Raw genomic sequence first — 13,817 nt, 5'->3', positions numbered from 1 at the left:
CGGACTCGGCCCGAAGGGAAGCGAAGCGATGGACTCGTTGCCGTCCTTCACCGTGACGGCCCCCGCACCGGTCAGTCGCCGTGCCAGGATCGCCACAGCGCCGCGTAGCCGCCGTCCGCCGCGACGAGTGCGTCATGGGTGCCGAGTTCGGTCAGGACGCCGGACTCGATGACGGCGATGCGGTCCGCGTCGTGGGCCGTCTGGAGACGGTGGGCGATGGCGATGACCGTGCGGCCCTGGAGGGCGGCGGCAAGGGCACGCTCGGTCAGGCGTGCCGCGGCCGGATCCAGCAGGGCGGTCGCCTCGTCGAGGATCACGGTGTGCGGGTCGGCGAGGATCACGCGGGCCAGGGAGAGCTGCTGTGCTTGTGCCTCGTCCAGCCGGTGAGCGCCACCACTGAGATCGGTGTCCAGACCGGACGGCAGATCGTCGATCCAGTCGGCATGCACCGCCTCCAGCGCGGCTCGCAACTGGAGGTCCGTAGCGGACGGGCGCGCGATGACCAGGTTGTTCCGCAGGGTGTCACGGAAGACGTGGTGTTCCTGGGTGATCAGGGCGATCTGGCGGCGCATCCGGTCCGGTGGGAGGTCGGCGACAGGGACGCCGCCGACCGAGACACGGCCGCTGCCGGGCCGGTCGACGCCTGCCAGGAGCCGGCCGAGGGTGGACTTTCCCGCACCGGAGGGTCCGACGATGGCGAGCCGTTCGCCGGGCTGGACGTCGAGATCGATGCCGTGCAGGACGTCGCCCAGGTTCGGGTACGCGTAGGTGACGGCGACGGTCTCGATGCGGTTGCCGGCCGGCTCGGCCGTCGTCGGGGTCGGGCCCGCCGGGACGGCGGCCAGGCCCTCCACCCGCGCGTACGACGCCATGCTGCTCTGCAGCTGTTCGACCGAGAGCAGGACGGTGTCCAGCGGTCCCATGAGCTGGCGCAGGTAGACGGCCGCCGCGACCACCTCGCCGAGGTCGGCCGCGCCGTGGTTGTAGAGCGCGCCGCCGACCAGGAGCACGCCGACGACCGGCAGCGTGTAGGAGATGTCCACGGAAGGGAAGAACACCGAACGCAGCCACAGCGTATGCAGCCTGGCGCCCCTGGCCTTCGTGATGGCCGCCTCGGCGACGTGCAGCCGCTGCTGCTGCAGCCGCAGCGCCTCGACCGTGCGGGCGCCGCCGGCGGTCGTGGCCAGCATTTCCGCGAGTTCGGAATTGGCCGTGCCCTCTGCGAGATAGCCGGTGCGCGCCCTGCGGAGGTACCAGCGCGTGACGACGACGATGACGGCCAGGCAGGACAGTCCGCAGACGCCCAGCAGCGGGTTGAGGACGAGTACCGCGCCGATGATGAACAGCGCCTGTGTCGTGGCAATGAGCACCTCGGGTGCGGTGGTGCGCAGCGCGGTGGCGACGGCGTCGACGTCCGTGGTGCCGCGTACGGCCAGGTCGCCGGTGGGTGTGTGCTCGACGACGGTCGGGGGCAGCGCGAGAGCGCGGGCCAGGAACCGCTCGCGGATACGGGCCGCGGCTCGCTCGCCGAACCGGGCGGCGAGCAGCAGTGCGGAGCGCGACAGCAGGATCTGGACCAGCACGGCGGCGACGATGACGAGGGCGAGCCGGTCCACGGTGCCGACGCTGTCCTGGCCGGTAGATGCCTTGACCGTGTTGACGATGGTGCCCAGCAGCCAGGGACCGACCAGTCCGGCAGCCGCGGCGAGAGCGTTGAGCGCGAGGATTCCCGCGAACGCCGCCTTTTCCACGGCTATGTCGCTGCCTGCGGTGCGACGGACGTGCCTGGTATCGGCGACGGGGAGCGGACCGGTCATCGGGACACTTCCTCTTCCTCTTCGGCGCCCCGGGAGACCAACGCGCGATAGTCGGCCCGGGCGTGCAGGAGGTGCTGATGGGTGCCGGTCGCCTCGACCTGGCCCCCCACGAGATAGACGACCGTGTCCGCCAGCTCCAGGACCAGCGGTGAGGTGCTGGTCACCACGGTGGTCAGGCCGGTACGGGCCGCGCGCAGCCCGGCGGCCATCGCGGCCTCGGTGTGCGCGTCGACGGCGGAGGTCGGCTCGACGGCGAGCAGGACCTCGGGCCGCGCGTACAGGGCCCGGGCCAGCCGCAGCCGCTGGCGCTGGCCACCGGAGAGGTTGGCGCCCTGCGCGGTGATCACGGAGTCCAGTCCTTCGGGCATCGCTTGGACGATGTCGGTGGCGGCGGCGCTCCCGATCGCCGCCAGGATCGCCTCGTGGTCGATCGCCTGCCCGCCGGCGACCACCTCGCGAACGGTCCCGCTGAAGAGATGGGCATCGTTGTCGGCGACCAGGACGCGCTCCCGGAACTGGTCCGGAGCCATCGCATCGACACGGTGGCCGTCCCATGCGGCGTCCGAGGGGGTGAACCGGCCGAGCCGTTCCACCACTGCGGGCGCGTCGGCCGGCCGGTCACCGATCAACGCGATCAGCGCGCCGGGAGGCACCTGGACGCCGGAGGCGGGATCGTGCAGGACAGCGGGCCCCGGCGGGGCATCGAGCCGGCCCGTGTCATGGAGGTGACCGGGCCGCAGGCCCAGGAAGTCGATCACCCGCCGGGCGGCCACCAGGCCCCGGGCGACGTCGGAGCCGCCTTCGATGAAGGCGTAGACCGGCGTGACGAGCATGGCGGTGTACCCGTACACCGCCACGAGGTCGCCGACGGCGAGCGAACCCTCGGCCGCCATCCGCGCGGTCAGCCACGTGACCAGCGCGAGGAACAGTGCCGGCAGACCGATGGCCAGCGCGCCGATCCAGCTGGTCACGGCGCCCACCCGGTAGCCCTGTTCGCGCAGCTCCCGGGACCGCTGCCCGTAGCGGGACGCGTAGACGTCCTTGCCACCGAGACCGTTCAGGACCCGCAACCCCGTCACCACGTCGACGAGCAGTTCGGTCAGCGCACCCTGCCGCTGCCGGTATTCGGATCCGACACCCAGCAGCCGCCGCTGCAACGGTCCGACGGTGACGGCGAGCAGCGGCACTCCCGCCAGCACCACCACGGCCAGCAGCGGTGAGATCGACAGCAGCAGGGCCGCGACGACGAGATAGGCGAGAACGGCCCCCACCCCCGGCCCCATCACGGTCAGGGACATGGCGATCACCTGCACGTCTCCCATCCCGATGGCGACGACCTCACCGGCACCGGCCTGACTCCGCAAGCCGGCGCCGAGCGATGTGGCCTGCCGTACGGTCGCTCGGACGGTGCGGAACGACGCGTCCATGCGGACCTTCGTCATCGTCCGGTGGCGGAGGATGCCCACGACCGCGTTGACCACTCCCATGACGAACAACGCCGCGGTCCAGCCGAGCAGCGCGGAGCTGTCCTGTGCCCGCAGCCCGTCGTCGATCGCGCGGGACAGCAGGTAGGGCGGAACGGCCAGCCCGACCATCCACAGGCTGCCCAGCAACGCCCCGGTGGCGACCCGCCGCCGCTGGCTGGTCACCAGCCACAGCAGGAACCGCAGAGGGCTCCGGATGTCCTTCGGAGCAGGCGGGTGAAAGGTGTCGGCCATGCCCGCACCCTAGCCACCAGCAGGTCGGCGCCCGGCAGCCAGGGGGACGTTACCGCCGCGACGGCACACGATCTCCATCGCCGGTGCATCCCGGATGACGCAGCCACCGATCCAAACTATTGAACACGTTCAAATTAGCTGTAGGCTGCGGCCATGAGCGAACGAAGCACCGCCCTACGGCAGATACGCGCCTGGCTCGTCCTGTTCATCGTTTGTCTCGCGCTCAGCGGATTGACGGCCTTTCCACTGGTCCACGAACTGCGCTGGGCCGACAGCCTGCTGGGGTCCACCGCTCTCGGGGACTGGTTCCCCGGGCTCACCCGCTGGATCACCCGCGTCCGCACCGGACTCGACACGGCCGACGCCGACTACCCGTTCCTGCTGTACGGAACCGACTGGCTGGCCTTCGCCCACCTGGTCATCGCCGTGGCGTTCTACGGGCCCTACCGCGACCCCGTACGGAACATCTGGGTCGTCGAGTTCGGAATGATCGCCTGCGCCGGGATCATCCCGCTGGCCCTGATCTGCGGACCCGTGCGCGGCATTCCCCTCTGGTGGTCGGTCATCGACATGTCGTTCGGCGCCTTCGGAGTCATCCCGCTGTACGTCGTGCGCAGAAAGATCCAACGCCTCGCGGCACTGGACGACGCGGCCGGCCCCCGGCCTGCGGCGGTGGCGCAGCCCGCACAGTAGAGGCCAGCGCCCTGGCCTGATCTCCCGCCCCAAGGCCAGGGCTTCGTGTCCGGGGACAATGCCTGCGGCGATGACGCCGATGGTGACGCCGACCGCGGCGGTCAGCCCTGGGGCGGAGTCACCGGCAACTGCCTTTTGTGTTCGGTCCCTTGGTACCTGCCAACGATCGAAGCGAAGGCACGCTCGCTCACCGGCTTGCCCTCCAGGAAGTCGTCGATCTCGTCGTACGTCACCCCGAGCGCGTCCTCATCCGCCTTGCCCTCGTCGAGCGTCTCCAGGTCCGCCGTCGGCACCTTCCACACCAGCGAGGCGGGCGCCCCGAGCGCCTCCCCGACGGCCCGCACCCGGCGCTTGATGAGCCCGGCAAGGGGCAGTACGTCCGCCGCGCCGTCCCCGAACTTGGTGAAGAACCCGGAGACCGCCTCGGCCGCGTGATCGGTCCCCACGACCAGCCCTTCATGCGCCCCCGCAACCGCGTACTGGGCGATCATCCGCTGCCGGGCCTTGATGTTGCCGTGCACGAAGTCCTGGTGCCGCTCGTCGCGGAAGGCGACCCCACCGGCCAGACAGGCCTCCAGCGCGGCATCGCTCGCTGCCTTGACGTTGACGGTCAGGACCTGGTCGGCCCGGATGAAGTCGAGGGCGAGCTGAGCGTCCTGCTCATCGGCCTGGACGCCGTACGGCAACCGCATGGCGTAGAAGGTCGCGTCGTGCCCGGCCCGACGGGCCCGCTCCACGGCCAGCTGGCACAACCGCCCCGCCGTGGTGGAATCCACCCCGCCGCTGATGCCGAGCACCAAGGACCGCAGTCCGGTGGTCGTCAGCCGCTCGGCCAGGAACGCCACCCGGCGCTCGATCTCCACCTCCGCATCGAAGATCGCGGCGACGTGAAGATCCCGGGCGATCTCCTGCTGCAGGCCTATGGGCGCGGGATCGGTCACGACTACTCCTCGGGGTCGGTTCGGGGTGCAGATTCTATGCTGGCTGCCTGCTGCCACCTCCCGCGGCCTGCGGCTGGCAGCAGGCAGCAAGGCCGACGGCCTCGTCGCGGCGCGGCCCGGCAGCTTCGCCCCACGCCGCCGTTGACCGGCAACGGGGGCTGGTGGCTGTGGTCCTGACGGTCCATACGCTCGGGCCCCGACGCCGCTGAGCGGCGGACCTGTAAGATCATTTACTCAGCGGTGCCGGACGCCTCACCCGCTCCGTCCCGCGCCGTGCACGTCTGAGCGGGTGGTAACACAGAGGGATCAGAACATGAAGCGCGTCATACGCGGCCTCGGAGCCGCTGCCGTCACCGCCGTCTTCGCCGGGGGTCTGCTCGTCGCCCTGCCGGGCGCGGCGAGCGCCAACGACTACGGGTACACCTGTAAGAACTGGAAGGACACCAGCCACAGCTGGAGCGCCGACTGCCACGTGACGCGCGGCAAGGCCCGTACGGTGACCGAGTGCGCCAACGGCAAGACCTACTACGGCAAGTGGGTCGGCAGCGGGTACTGGAAGTTCGATGGCGAGTGCGGCAAGTACGCACTGATGGCCACCGACATCCAGTGGAAGTAGTTCCCCGATGTCCTGCCCCGTCGCAGCCCTCCAGGGCCGCGGCGGGGCGTTCTCACCCCCTTTTCCGCACGCCCGGGAAGCAGCCACCGGAAAGCGGCCCAAGAGGCTGCGATCACGATCGGGATGCCCGTCAGGAATCCGTGCGGCGCTTGCCTTCCTCGAAGAACCCCTGGATCGCGTCGGCGTTGCCGAGTACCCGCAGCGTGCGTGCGGCGCCGAAAGGGGCGTTCCAGAACTTGCCTTCGCGCGGCCGGTGCGGCCCGACGTAGGCGTAGGGCTCCGGCAGGTGGTCGTCGCCGGGTGAGACCCCGTAGTTCACCTCGTCGAGAGTGATGGCGAGGTCGAAGTGTTCGGGCCAGAGCACCGGTTCGGTCTCGGGTGCGAAACCGCGCAACGCCTCGTCCCCGGCGGCGAACGCGCGGAGGATCTCGGCTCCGGCTTCCGGATCGACCGTGATCACCTCGTCCGGCTTCACCCCGGACCCGTCCGGATAGAGCCCCTCCGGGGCGCCGGCCTCGATCCCCGCCGCTTCCGCGAGCGCCGCGTAGGTCTGGCCCGACAGCGCGATGCGGGCCGTTCCGCTGACGAGGTCGCCGCCCTCGACACGCAACGCCGGTTCGCCGATCGTGCCGAAACCGCCGCCGACGATCCGCAGCCGGATGCGGCCGATCGCCCGGTGCTGCGGCCCGGCCAGTACCAGCTCGGCGATGCCGTGCAGGGATCGCCTGGTCAGAGCCACTGCGTCAGCAGTCATGCCGCCTCCTCGGGTTCATCGCTACCCGCGAGTGTCGCAGCCGGCCCGGGCCGCGGCACTGCGCGACACCTGGCATGGCCGGGCCTACGACCGCTGACGGCATCGGAATGACTCCGCTAGCGGGTGGCGAGCCGCTCCAGGAGGGTGGCGCTCCGTGCCAGCAACGTCTGCTCCTCATCCGTGAGTTCGGCCTCGATGGCCTGCGCGAGCCAACCGACCCTGCGGCCGCGCTCCGCTTCGAGCGCGGCCCGGCCCGCGTCCGACAGCTCGACCAGCGACTTGCGGCCGTCCGTGGGGTGCGCCCGGCGGGTGATCAGATCCTGCTCCATGAGCAGCCCCACCGAACGGGCCATCGACTGGGGACGTACACGCTGATCGGCGGCGAGGTCGCTGGTGGTCATGGCGCCGTCGCGGTCGAGTGCGCCGAGCACGGCGACCTGACCCAGCGGGATGCGGTCCTCGTGCTTGACGCGTCGGGTGAGCTTGCCCATCGCGGTGCGCAGTTCTGCGGCGATGGCGGCGGCTTCCGAGGTGGGCATAGGGCACTTTACCCCGTTGGGCAGCATTGCTGTGCACCTGACCTGCACAGCAATGCTGTACAGCAAAACTGGGCAGCATTGCTGTATGATTTGGCGTTGTCGGGCTCAGCGCCAGCGCTGTCGCAGCCGGGGCCACGGCACACGACAACGGGAAGGACCTCCCATGTCCGCACAGGCATCCGGGACCGTCAACGCCGCCATCGAGACCGTCACCGCCCGCCGGATCATCGACAGCCGGGGCAACCCCACGGTCGAGGTCGACGTCGTCCTGGCGGACGGGTCCCTGGGGCGCGCGGCGGTCCCCTCCGGCGCCTCCACCGGTGCCCGGGAGGCCGTGGAACTGCGCGACGGGGACCCCGCGCGCTGGCACGGCAAGGGCGTCGACCGCGCGGTGGCCCACGTCAACGGGGAGATCGCGGCGACCGTACGCGGCCGGGACGCGGTGGACCAGGCGGGTCTCGACGCCGCGCTGGTCGCCCTCGACGGCACCGCCACGAAGTCCCGGCTCGGCGCCAACGCGATCCTCGGCGTCTCCCTCGCCGCCGCCAAGGCCGCCGCGGCGGCTCACCGCCGGCCCCTGTACCGCTACCTCGGCGGTGCCGACGCCCACCTCCTGCCGCTGCCGATGATGAACATCGTCAACGGCGGCGCCCACGCCGACAATCCGCTGGATTTCCAGGAGTTCATGATCGCGCCCGTGGGCGCGGAAACCTTCGCCGAAGCCGTCCGCATGGGCAGCGAGGTCTTCCACACCCTGCGCCGTGATCTGCTGGCCGCCGGGCACTCCACGGGCGTCGGCGACGAGGGTGGCTTCGCACCCGCGCTGCGTACCGCTGAGGAGGCGCTCGACTTCGTGATGACCGCCATCGAGCGCACCGGCTACCTCCCCGGCACGGACATCGGCCTGATCATGGACCCGGCGTCGTCGGAGTTCTTCCGCGACGGGGTGTACGACTACGCGGGCGAGGGAGTGCGCCGCACCCCCTCCGAGAACGCCGACTACCTGGCCAAGCTCATCGACGCCTACCCGATCGTCTCCGTCGAGGACCCGATGGCGGAGAACGACCTGGACGGCTGGCGGGAGCTGACCGCCCGCGTCGGCGACCGCTGCCAGCTCACCGGTGACGACGTGTTCTGCACCAACGAGACACTGCTGCGCGAGGGCATCCGCACCGGCGTGGGCAACTCGGTCCTGGTCAAGGTCAATCAGATCGGGACCCTGACCGAAGCGCTGGCCACGGTGGCCACGGCCCACCAGGCGGGCTGGACGGTCGTCATGTCGCACCGCTCGGGCGAGACGGAGGACACCACCATCGCGGACCTGGCGGTGGCGACCGGCTGCGGTCAGATCAAGACCGGCTCGCTCTCCCGCTCCGACCGCACGGCGAAGTACAACCAACTGATCCGGATCGAAGAGGAGTTGGGCGACTCGGCGCGCTTCGCGGGCCGCTCCGCACTGCGTCGGGCATGAACAGCAGGCAGCGGTAGGGACCACGCGGGCCCCCGAGCAGGATCGGGGGCCCGCTCGCGAGACCGGACAGACACGTCTTCCTGACTGCTGGTTCGCCGCCGCTCCCATCCGCTCGGTGAGGTGATCGGCGGGGAGCGCTCAGGGGCCGGGCGTGGAACCACCGGTGAGCAGCAGCAGCGCGGTGACAAGGTCGTCGGAGGCCGAGCCGGTGGCCAGACGGCGCAGTTGGAGGCCGACGACGAGTGCGACGACGGGGCCGGCCAGGCGTTCGGGGTCCGGTACGCCGAGGCCGCCGAGGATGGAGGCGGCCAGCTGGTCGTAGGCGGTGAAGCATTCTGCGGCCGCCGGGCGCAGCTGGGGGTCACGGCCGGCGTGGATGTAGAGCTCGAAGGGGGCGATGTGCTCGCTGTCGAAGGCGGTGTCCGCGGACACCTGGCCGACGATGGTGGCGGCCTGTTCGGCGGTGACGCAGTCGGTGATGTGACGTGCGGCGAGGTCGGTGAAGCGGCGGGTCTCCTGGTCGACGAAGGAGCGCAGGCTCTCGCGCAGCAGGTCGTGCTGGGTGGCGAAGTGGTACGTGATCGAGCCGAGGGAGACGCCCGCCTCCTTGGCGATGCGGCGGTTGGTGACCGCGGCGACGCCGTCCTGACCGATGATCCGCAGCGTGGCCTCGACGATGCGTGCACGCGTCGGGGTGGGATTCGGCATGTGCTCATCGTCCCATGGTCGGCCCGTTGGTCAGGCCATCCGCCGCGGTGTCGCCGTTGGAGGGAAGGTGCGGGGGGTTCCGCCGGGCGCTGGGAGGAGCGGGCCAGCACTCGTACCATCGCTGGTCATCCGCCAGGCCCGTGCGTGTGGAATCGGCCATCGCTGGGTCCCTTCGTCCTCTCCTACTGTTCGTTCGAACGAACAGTAGGAGAGGATGGCCCCCATGGACATCAATGGATCGACTGTTCTCCTCACCGGCGCCGGCGGCGGCATCGGCCATGCCCTGGCGAAGGCTCTGGCCGCCAAGGGCGCCCATCTGGTGATCACCGGCCGGCGCGCCGAATCGCTCAAGGGCCTCGAAGCGTCCCTGGGCGCACGGGTGCTGGTCGCGGATCTCAGCGACCGCGACGCGGTCGTGCGGCTGGCCGAGGAGGCAGGTCCCGTGGACATCCTGGTCGCCAACGCCGCGCTGCCCGCCAGTGGCGCCCTGCTCGACTTCACCCCAGCGGAGATCGACCGGTCGTTGGAGGTGAACCTGCGCGCACCCTTGATGCTCTCCCGGCTGCTCGCGCCGCACATGGTGGCAGCCGGCCGCGGTCACCTCCTGATGATCGGCTCGATCTCGGGACGGACCTCGTCCCCCGCCACCTCGCTCTACAGCGCCGCGAAGTTCGGACTGCGCGGATTCGCCCATGCCCTGCGGCAGGACCTGCACGCCACGGGCGTCGGCGTGTCCATCGTGCAGCCGGGATTCGTCCGCGGCGCGGGGATGTTCGCCGACACCGGTGCCACACCGCCCGCCGGGGTTCGTACCGTCACGCCCGAACGCGTGGCGGCGGGTGCTGTCAGTGCGCTCGAACGTGACAGGGCCGAGGTGAACGTCGCGCCGGTCGAACTGCGGCTGGGCAGCGCCATCGGCAGCCTCTTCCCCTCGCTCGGCGCCGCCGTCCAGCGCAGGGCGGCGCTCGAGTCCTTCGTCGGGCAGATCACTCAGGCCCAGCGCCACAAACGCTGAGACGCGCCGCCCACACGAAAGTTCGCCGCGGCCGATGAGTTCGGTGGGGCGGTGCCGTCTACCTCTGTGAAAGCACAACGGGTGCTTCCCGCAAAGGAGATCACGATGTCCCAGGCAGCCCTGCCCACCTCGACCGCCACCGCCGCCACTGACACGTCCCGCACCGCCGCCGCTCCGGGCCGCAAGGCCCGCATCGCGCTTCGTACGCTGCAGGTCGTGCTCGCGTTGTTCTTCATCGTCGCGAGCGGGCTGCCCAAGCTGTTCGCGGCGAGCGCCGCCGCGGAGAGCTTCGACAAAATCGGCTTCGGCGACTGGTACATGTACTTCGTCGGCAGCCTTGAGGTGGCCGGCGGGATCGCCCTGCTGATCCCGGTTCTGTCCGGCATTGCCGCGACCGCCTTCATCGGCCTGATGATCGGTGCGTTCATCACCAACGTGACGGCGCTGGACGGCCACTACGCGGCCACACCACTGATCCTGATCATCCCCTTCGCCCTCATCGCCTGGGCCCGCCGCCACCACAACGCGGAACTGGTCCAGTTGGTCCGCCACCGGGCGTGAACACCCCGGCACGCAACCGCTCCAACAGCCGGCGCCCGCCGGGGCCATGCCCCCGGCGGGCGTCCGGCCATGCCCGGATTCCCAGGATGCCGCAGGGAGAACTCAGCCCGGCGGTGCGGACCTCAGCGCCGCCAGCAGCGTACGGGCGTCCCGGACCGTGGGATGGCCGTCGCCGAGACGTACGGCGGCCTCGTCCACGACGCGTTCGGCGTACGCCGTCCCGTCCGTCCCGTCCGTCCCGTCCGTCCCGTCGTAGCCGAGCATGGCGTGGGAGACCTTGAGGCGCAGGGCCAGGGGGTGATCCTCGCCCAGCCGGGAGCGCGCCTCCGCGGCGAAGGCGCCGCATTCCCGGCATACTTGCCCGGTCGGCTTCGAGCCGCCTTCGCGTTCCCAGGCGAGGACCTGGGCTTCGAGGTCCTGAGCCGCGGTGTCGGGAGTGCGGTCCTCGCGCGGCGTGTCACTGGTGTCGCCGCCCATCGTCGGCCGTGCCGCGACCGTGGTGTCGTCCGGCCTCGCGACCCGGGTGTGGACGAGCGTCTCGAAGTGGCGGGTGGCCGGGAGGGTCGCGTGCTCCCGGATGAGGGTGGTCGCCTCGGCGGGCAGGGGCGGCGGGGCGAACCGTTCCACCTCCGGTCCGAGAGGTGCCCCCGCCGAGCCTGCCGCGAGGGCCGCAGCGACCGCGGCGGGGGTCGGCCGCCGGGCCGGATCGGTCTGGAGGCACGACCGCACCACTTCCTCCAGTTCGGCCGGCAGACCCGCCAGGTCGGGCGTGCCGTCGCAGATGTTGGTCATCACGGCGAGGACCTTCCTGCCCCAGGGAAGGTGCCCCAGGGCGAGGCGGGCGAGGAGCGTGCCGAGGGAGAACACGTCGCTGGCCGGGGTGAACTGCTCGTGCTCCCGTATCTGTTCCGGCGAGGCGTAGGCGTACGTCCCGGCGAAGCCGCTCCGGGGCTCGGTCAGCCGCTCGATCTGCGCGATGCCGAAGTCGATGACGCGGGGGCCGTCCTCGGTCAGCAGCACGTTCGCGGGCTTGAGGTCGAGATGCACGATGCCCTCGGCGTGGATGGCAGTGAGCGCGGTGGCAATGCCCGCACCGATACCCCGGACGGTGGCGGCATCCAGGGCACCGCACCGCTCGGCCACCTCCTGCAGCGAAGGTGCGGCCACGAACGGCACCGCCATCCAGGGGGTCCCGCCGCTCGTGTCGGCTGCGATCACCGGCACGGTGAACCGGCCACTGACTCGACGGGCCGCTTGCACCTCGTGCGTGAACCCCTCCCGGATCGAGGAGTCGGCCGCGTACTCCGCGTGCAGGGTCTTGACCGCCACCATGACGCCGTCGGGATCCTGGCAGAGGTAGACGCGGCCGAACCCGCCCTCCCCGACGCGCTCCAGGACCTCGTAGGAACCGAAGGCCGCCGGATCCTCCGCTGTCCGCGCGGACGTGGCCCGCCCCACCTGCCGCCACTCCCCCAGTGCCTCGGCTTCGGCATGGACGGCCGTGGCACCGCCCGGGCCGCGGGCCGGCGCGGGTTCCGGCGCCGCCTGCTCCTCGTCCACCACGACGATCGACACCACTTGGGGTGTGCCCCCACGGAAGGAGTACGCCTCCACGTTCACATTGCCGGCACCCTCGTTGGAGACGTAGACGCCGAGCAGCCCCAGCCGCGCGCACAGGGCGATCTCCTCGGGAGTCGGTCGACGGTCCGCGCGGGCGAAGTAGAAGGATCGGGCCTCGCACCCCTGGTCGGCCAGGCGCTGGATCACGCCGAGCCACTGCTCGATGCTCACCTTGTGCGGTTGCGGATCATCGGTTCCGTCGCTGACCGGGAAGACCCGAGTGAGGTGCCGGGCGCGGTTCTCCCGGGCCAGCAGCCCGAAGGCCGTGGCGGGTGCCGCTTCCACCTGCCTGGCCAGCAGGGTCCCCGCCGTGTCACCGATGTGGAGCGTTGTCTCCCGGGTGGACCGGGCGAGTCCGTCCCGTTGCTCGGACAGCACGTCGTACTCGGGTGAGCCCGGGCCCTCTCCTCGCAGCTCCATGCACGCGAGCACGCGCCCGAAACAGCCGACGGCTTCGTCCAGGTCCTCTGTCCGCATGGCCGCCTTCGCCTGCGAGACCAGCGCTCCGAGTCTCCGGTCGCTGCCCGCGCCGTACAACTGCTCGCATTTATCAGCGATTTGGCCGTACATGCGGCTCGCCCGTGAAAGGTCGCCGCTCCGCTCGACCTCCGCGGCCGCCGCGACCAGGTCCTGCAGACTGTCGTGCCCTCGCTCGTGGCCGAAGGGCAGCCCGCCGGCGAGTTCCGCATAGCGCTGGCGGGCGATACCGGTGAGTGCGTGCCGACCGCCGAGCTCGTTCTCGGCGGTCTTCAGCATCCGGGTGTAGGTGCGCAGCGCGGCGGCGTTGTCGCCGGCCTGCTGCTGCCAGTGGCCCATGTCGCAGAGCACGTTGAGCGCGGCCTCGGTACGGCCCTCCTGCTCGGCCGAACGTTGCAACTCCTCGTAACGGCGTACGGCTTCGTCGGCTCGCCCTGCCCGGCCGTGCCAGTGGGCGAGCTGGTGCCGGGCCAGTCCGGTGTCCTGATGCCGGGATCCCTGCAGCCGCTCACGGTCGGAGAGGAGCTGCGCGAACAGCCGCACCGCGCCCTCCGCGTCGCCCGACTCACCGGTCCAGTGGGCCAGTTGGTGCCGCATGGCCAGAGTGGCGGGGTCGTCGGGCCCGGGCGCGGCCGTCCCACGAACGACCAGTTCGCGATACCGCTTCACTGCCTTGCCCGGCCTGCCCTCCCGGCCGTCCTGCTCGGCCGAGGCACTGCCCTCCCGCAGCCGCGCGAGCACCTCGGCCGCCGGATCACCGGACTCCGGTGTGCCGTTCCGCCGCTTGCCGATCCACCGCATACAGACCCCCCGGAGCTGTCGGTCGGCCGACATCCCGGCCTGCCGGCAGGCCGGATGAAGAGCCGGTACACGGCAAAGTACCGTTC

Annotated in this window: 12 protein-coding genes; 5 read left to right on the top strand and 7 right to left on the bottom strand. The window is 71.0% G+C overall.

What is annotated here, in order from left to right; all coding sequences use genetic code 11:
* Window positions 1-71 precede the first annotated feature (71 nt).
* Both G3I60_RS03700 and G3I60_RS03695 read right to left on the bottom strand, forming a co-directional pair.
* On the bottom strand, window positions 72-1,817 hold the full coding sequence (locus G3I60_RS03700; RefSeq protein WP_164292239.1) for an ABC transporter ATP-binding protein: 1,746 nt from the start codon (window positions 1,815-1,817) through the stop codon (window positions 72-74).
* A complete protein-coding gene (locus G3I60_RS03695; RefSeq protein WP_164292240.1) occupies window positions 1,814-3,535 on the bottom strand; it encodes an ABC transporter ATP-binding protein in 1,722 nt (573 codons plus the stop codon). The genes G3I60_RS03700 and G3I60_RS03695 overlap by 4 nt, the downstream gene beginning before the upstream one ends.
* Before the next feature lie 153 nt (window positions 3,536-3,688).
* Here G3I60_RS03695 and G3I60_RS03690 point away from each other — a divergent pair, with 153 nt between their 5' ends.
* Entirely contained in the window at window positions 3,689-4,228 is a 540-nt protein-coding gene (locus tag G3I60_RS03690; protein WP_138351767.1) for a hypothetical protein, read from the top strand.
* A 101-nt stretch (window positions 4,229-4,329) separates the two neighbouring features.
* Here G3I60_RS03690 and nadE read toward each other — a convergent pair whose 3' ends face one another.
* Entirely contained in the window at window positions 4,330-5,169 is an 840-nt protein-coding gene (nadE, locus tag G3I60_RS03685) for an ammonia-dependent NAD(+) synthetase (protein ID WP_164292241.1), read from the bottom strand.
* A 313-nt stretch (window positions 5,170-5,482) separates the two neighbouring features.
* On the opposite strand from nadE, the gene G3I60_RS03680 reads away from it, so the two are divergent.
* Window positions 5,483-5,785, top strand: a complete 303-nt coding sequence (locus G3I60_RS03680; RefSeq protein ID WP_164292242.1) for a hypothetical protein — start codon at window positions 5,483-5,485, stop codon at window positions 5,783-5,785.
* Between the two features lie 130 nt (window positions 5,786-5,915).
* Here the strand turns inward: G3I60_RS03680 and G3I60_RS03675 are convergent, their stop codons facing one another.
* Both G3I60_RS03675 and G3I60_RS03670 read right to left on the bottom strand, forming a co-directional pair.
* A complete protein-coding gene (locus tag G3I60_RS03675) occupies window positions 5,916-6,539 on the bottom strand; it encodes a hypothetical protein (RefSeq protein ID WP_164292243.1) in 624 nt (207 codons plus the stop codon).
* A gap of 116 nt (window positions 6,540-6,655) precedes the next feature.
* Window positions 6,656-7,078 (bottom strand): MarR family winged helix-turn-helix transcriptional regulator, encoded by a 423-nt coding sequence (locus G3I60_RS03670; RefSeq protein WP_138351771.1) that lies wholly within the window; start codon window positions 7,076-7,078, stop codon window positions 6,656-6,658.
* A gap of 163 nt (window positions 7,079-7,241) precedes the next feature.
* On the opposite strand from G3I60_RS03670, the gene eno reads away from it, so the two are divergent.
* On the top strand, window positions 7,242-8,549 hold the full coding sequence (eno, locus tag G3I60_RS03665; RefSeq protein WP_164292244.1) for a phosphopyruvate hydratase: 1,308 nt from the start codon (window positions 7,242-7,244) through the stop codon (window positions 8,547-8,549).
* Window positions 8,550-8,687: 138 nt separating this feature from the next.
* Here the strand turns inward: eno and G3I60_RS03660 are convergent, their stop codons facing one another.
* The gene (locus tag G3I60_RS03660; RefSeq protein WP_164292245.1) at window positions 8,688-9,257 is read right to left on the bottom strand and encodes a TetR/AcrR family transcriptional regulator; all 570 of its coding nucleotides are present in this window, start codon (window positions 9,255-9,257) and stop codon (window positions 8,688-8,690) included.
* A 223-nt stretch (window positions 9,258-9,480) separates the two neighbouring features.
* Between G3I60_RS03660 and G3I60_RS03655 the strand changes: the two genes are divergently transcribed.
* A complete protein-coding gene (locus G3I60_RS03655) occupies window positions 9,481-10,272 on the top strand; it encodes an SDR family oxidoreductase (protein ID WP_164292246.1) in 792 nt (263 codons plus the stop codon).
* A 105-nt stretch (window positions 10,273-10,377) separates the two neighbouring features.
* Entirely contained in the window at window positions 10,378-10,833 is a 456-nt protein-coding gene (locus tag G3I60_RS03650) for a DoxX family protein (RefSeq protein ID WP_164292247.1), read from the top strand.
* A gap of 102 nt (window positions 10,834-10,935) precedes the next feature.
* On the opposite strand, the gene G3I60_RS03645 is transcribed toward G3I60_RS03650, so the two are convergent.
* Complete coding sequence (locus tag G3I60_RS03645; protein WP_164606469.1) at window positions 10,936-13,731, bottom strand: protein kinase; 2,796 nt, start codon at window positions 13,729-13,731, stop codon at window positions 10,936-10,938.
* Window positions 13,732-13,817 lie beyond the last annotated feature (86 nt).

This window comes from Streptomyces sp. SID13666 (assembly GCF_010548325.1).
Classification (GTDB): domain Bacteria; phylum Actinomycetota; class Actinomycetes; order Streptomycetales; family Streptomycetaceae; genus Actinacidiphila; species Actinacidiphila fildesensis.
The sequence above is the reverse complement of the archived record's forward strand: the minus strand, read 5'-3'. Positions and strand labels throughout refer to the sequence as shown.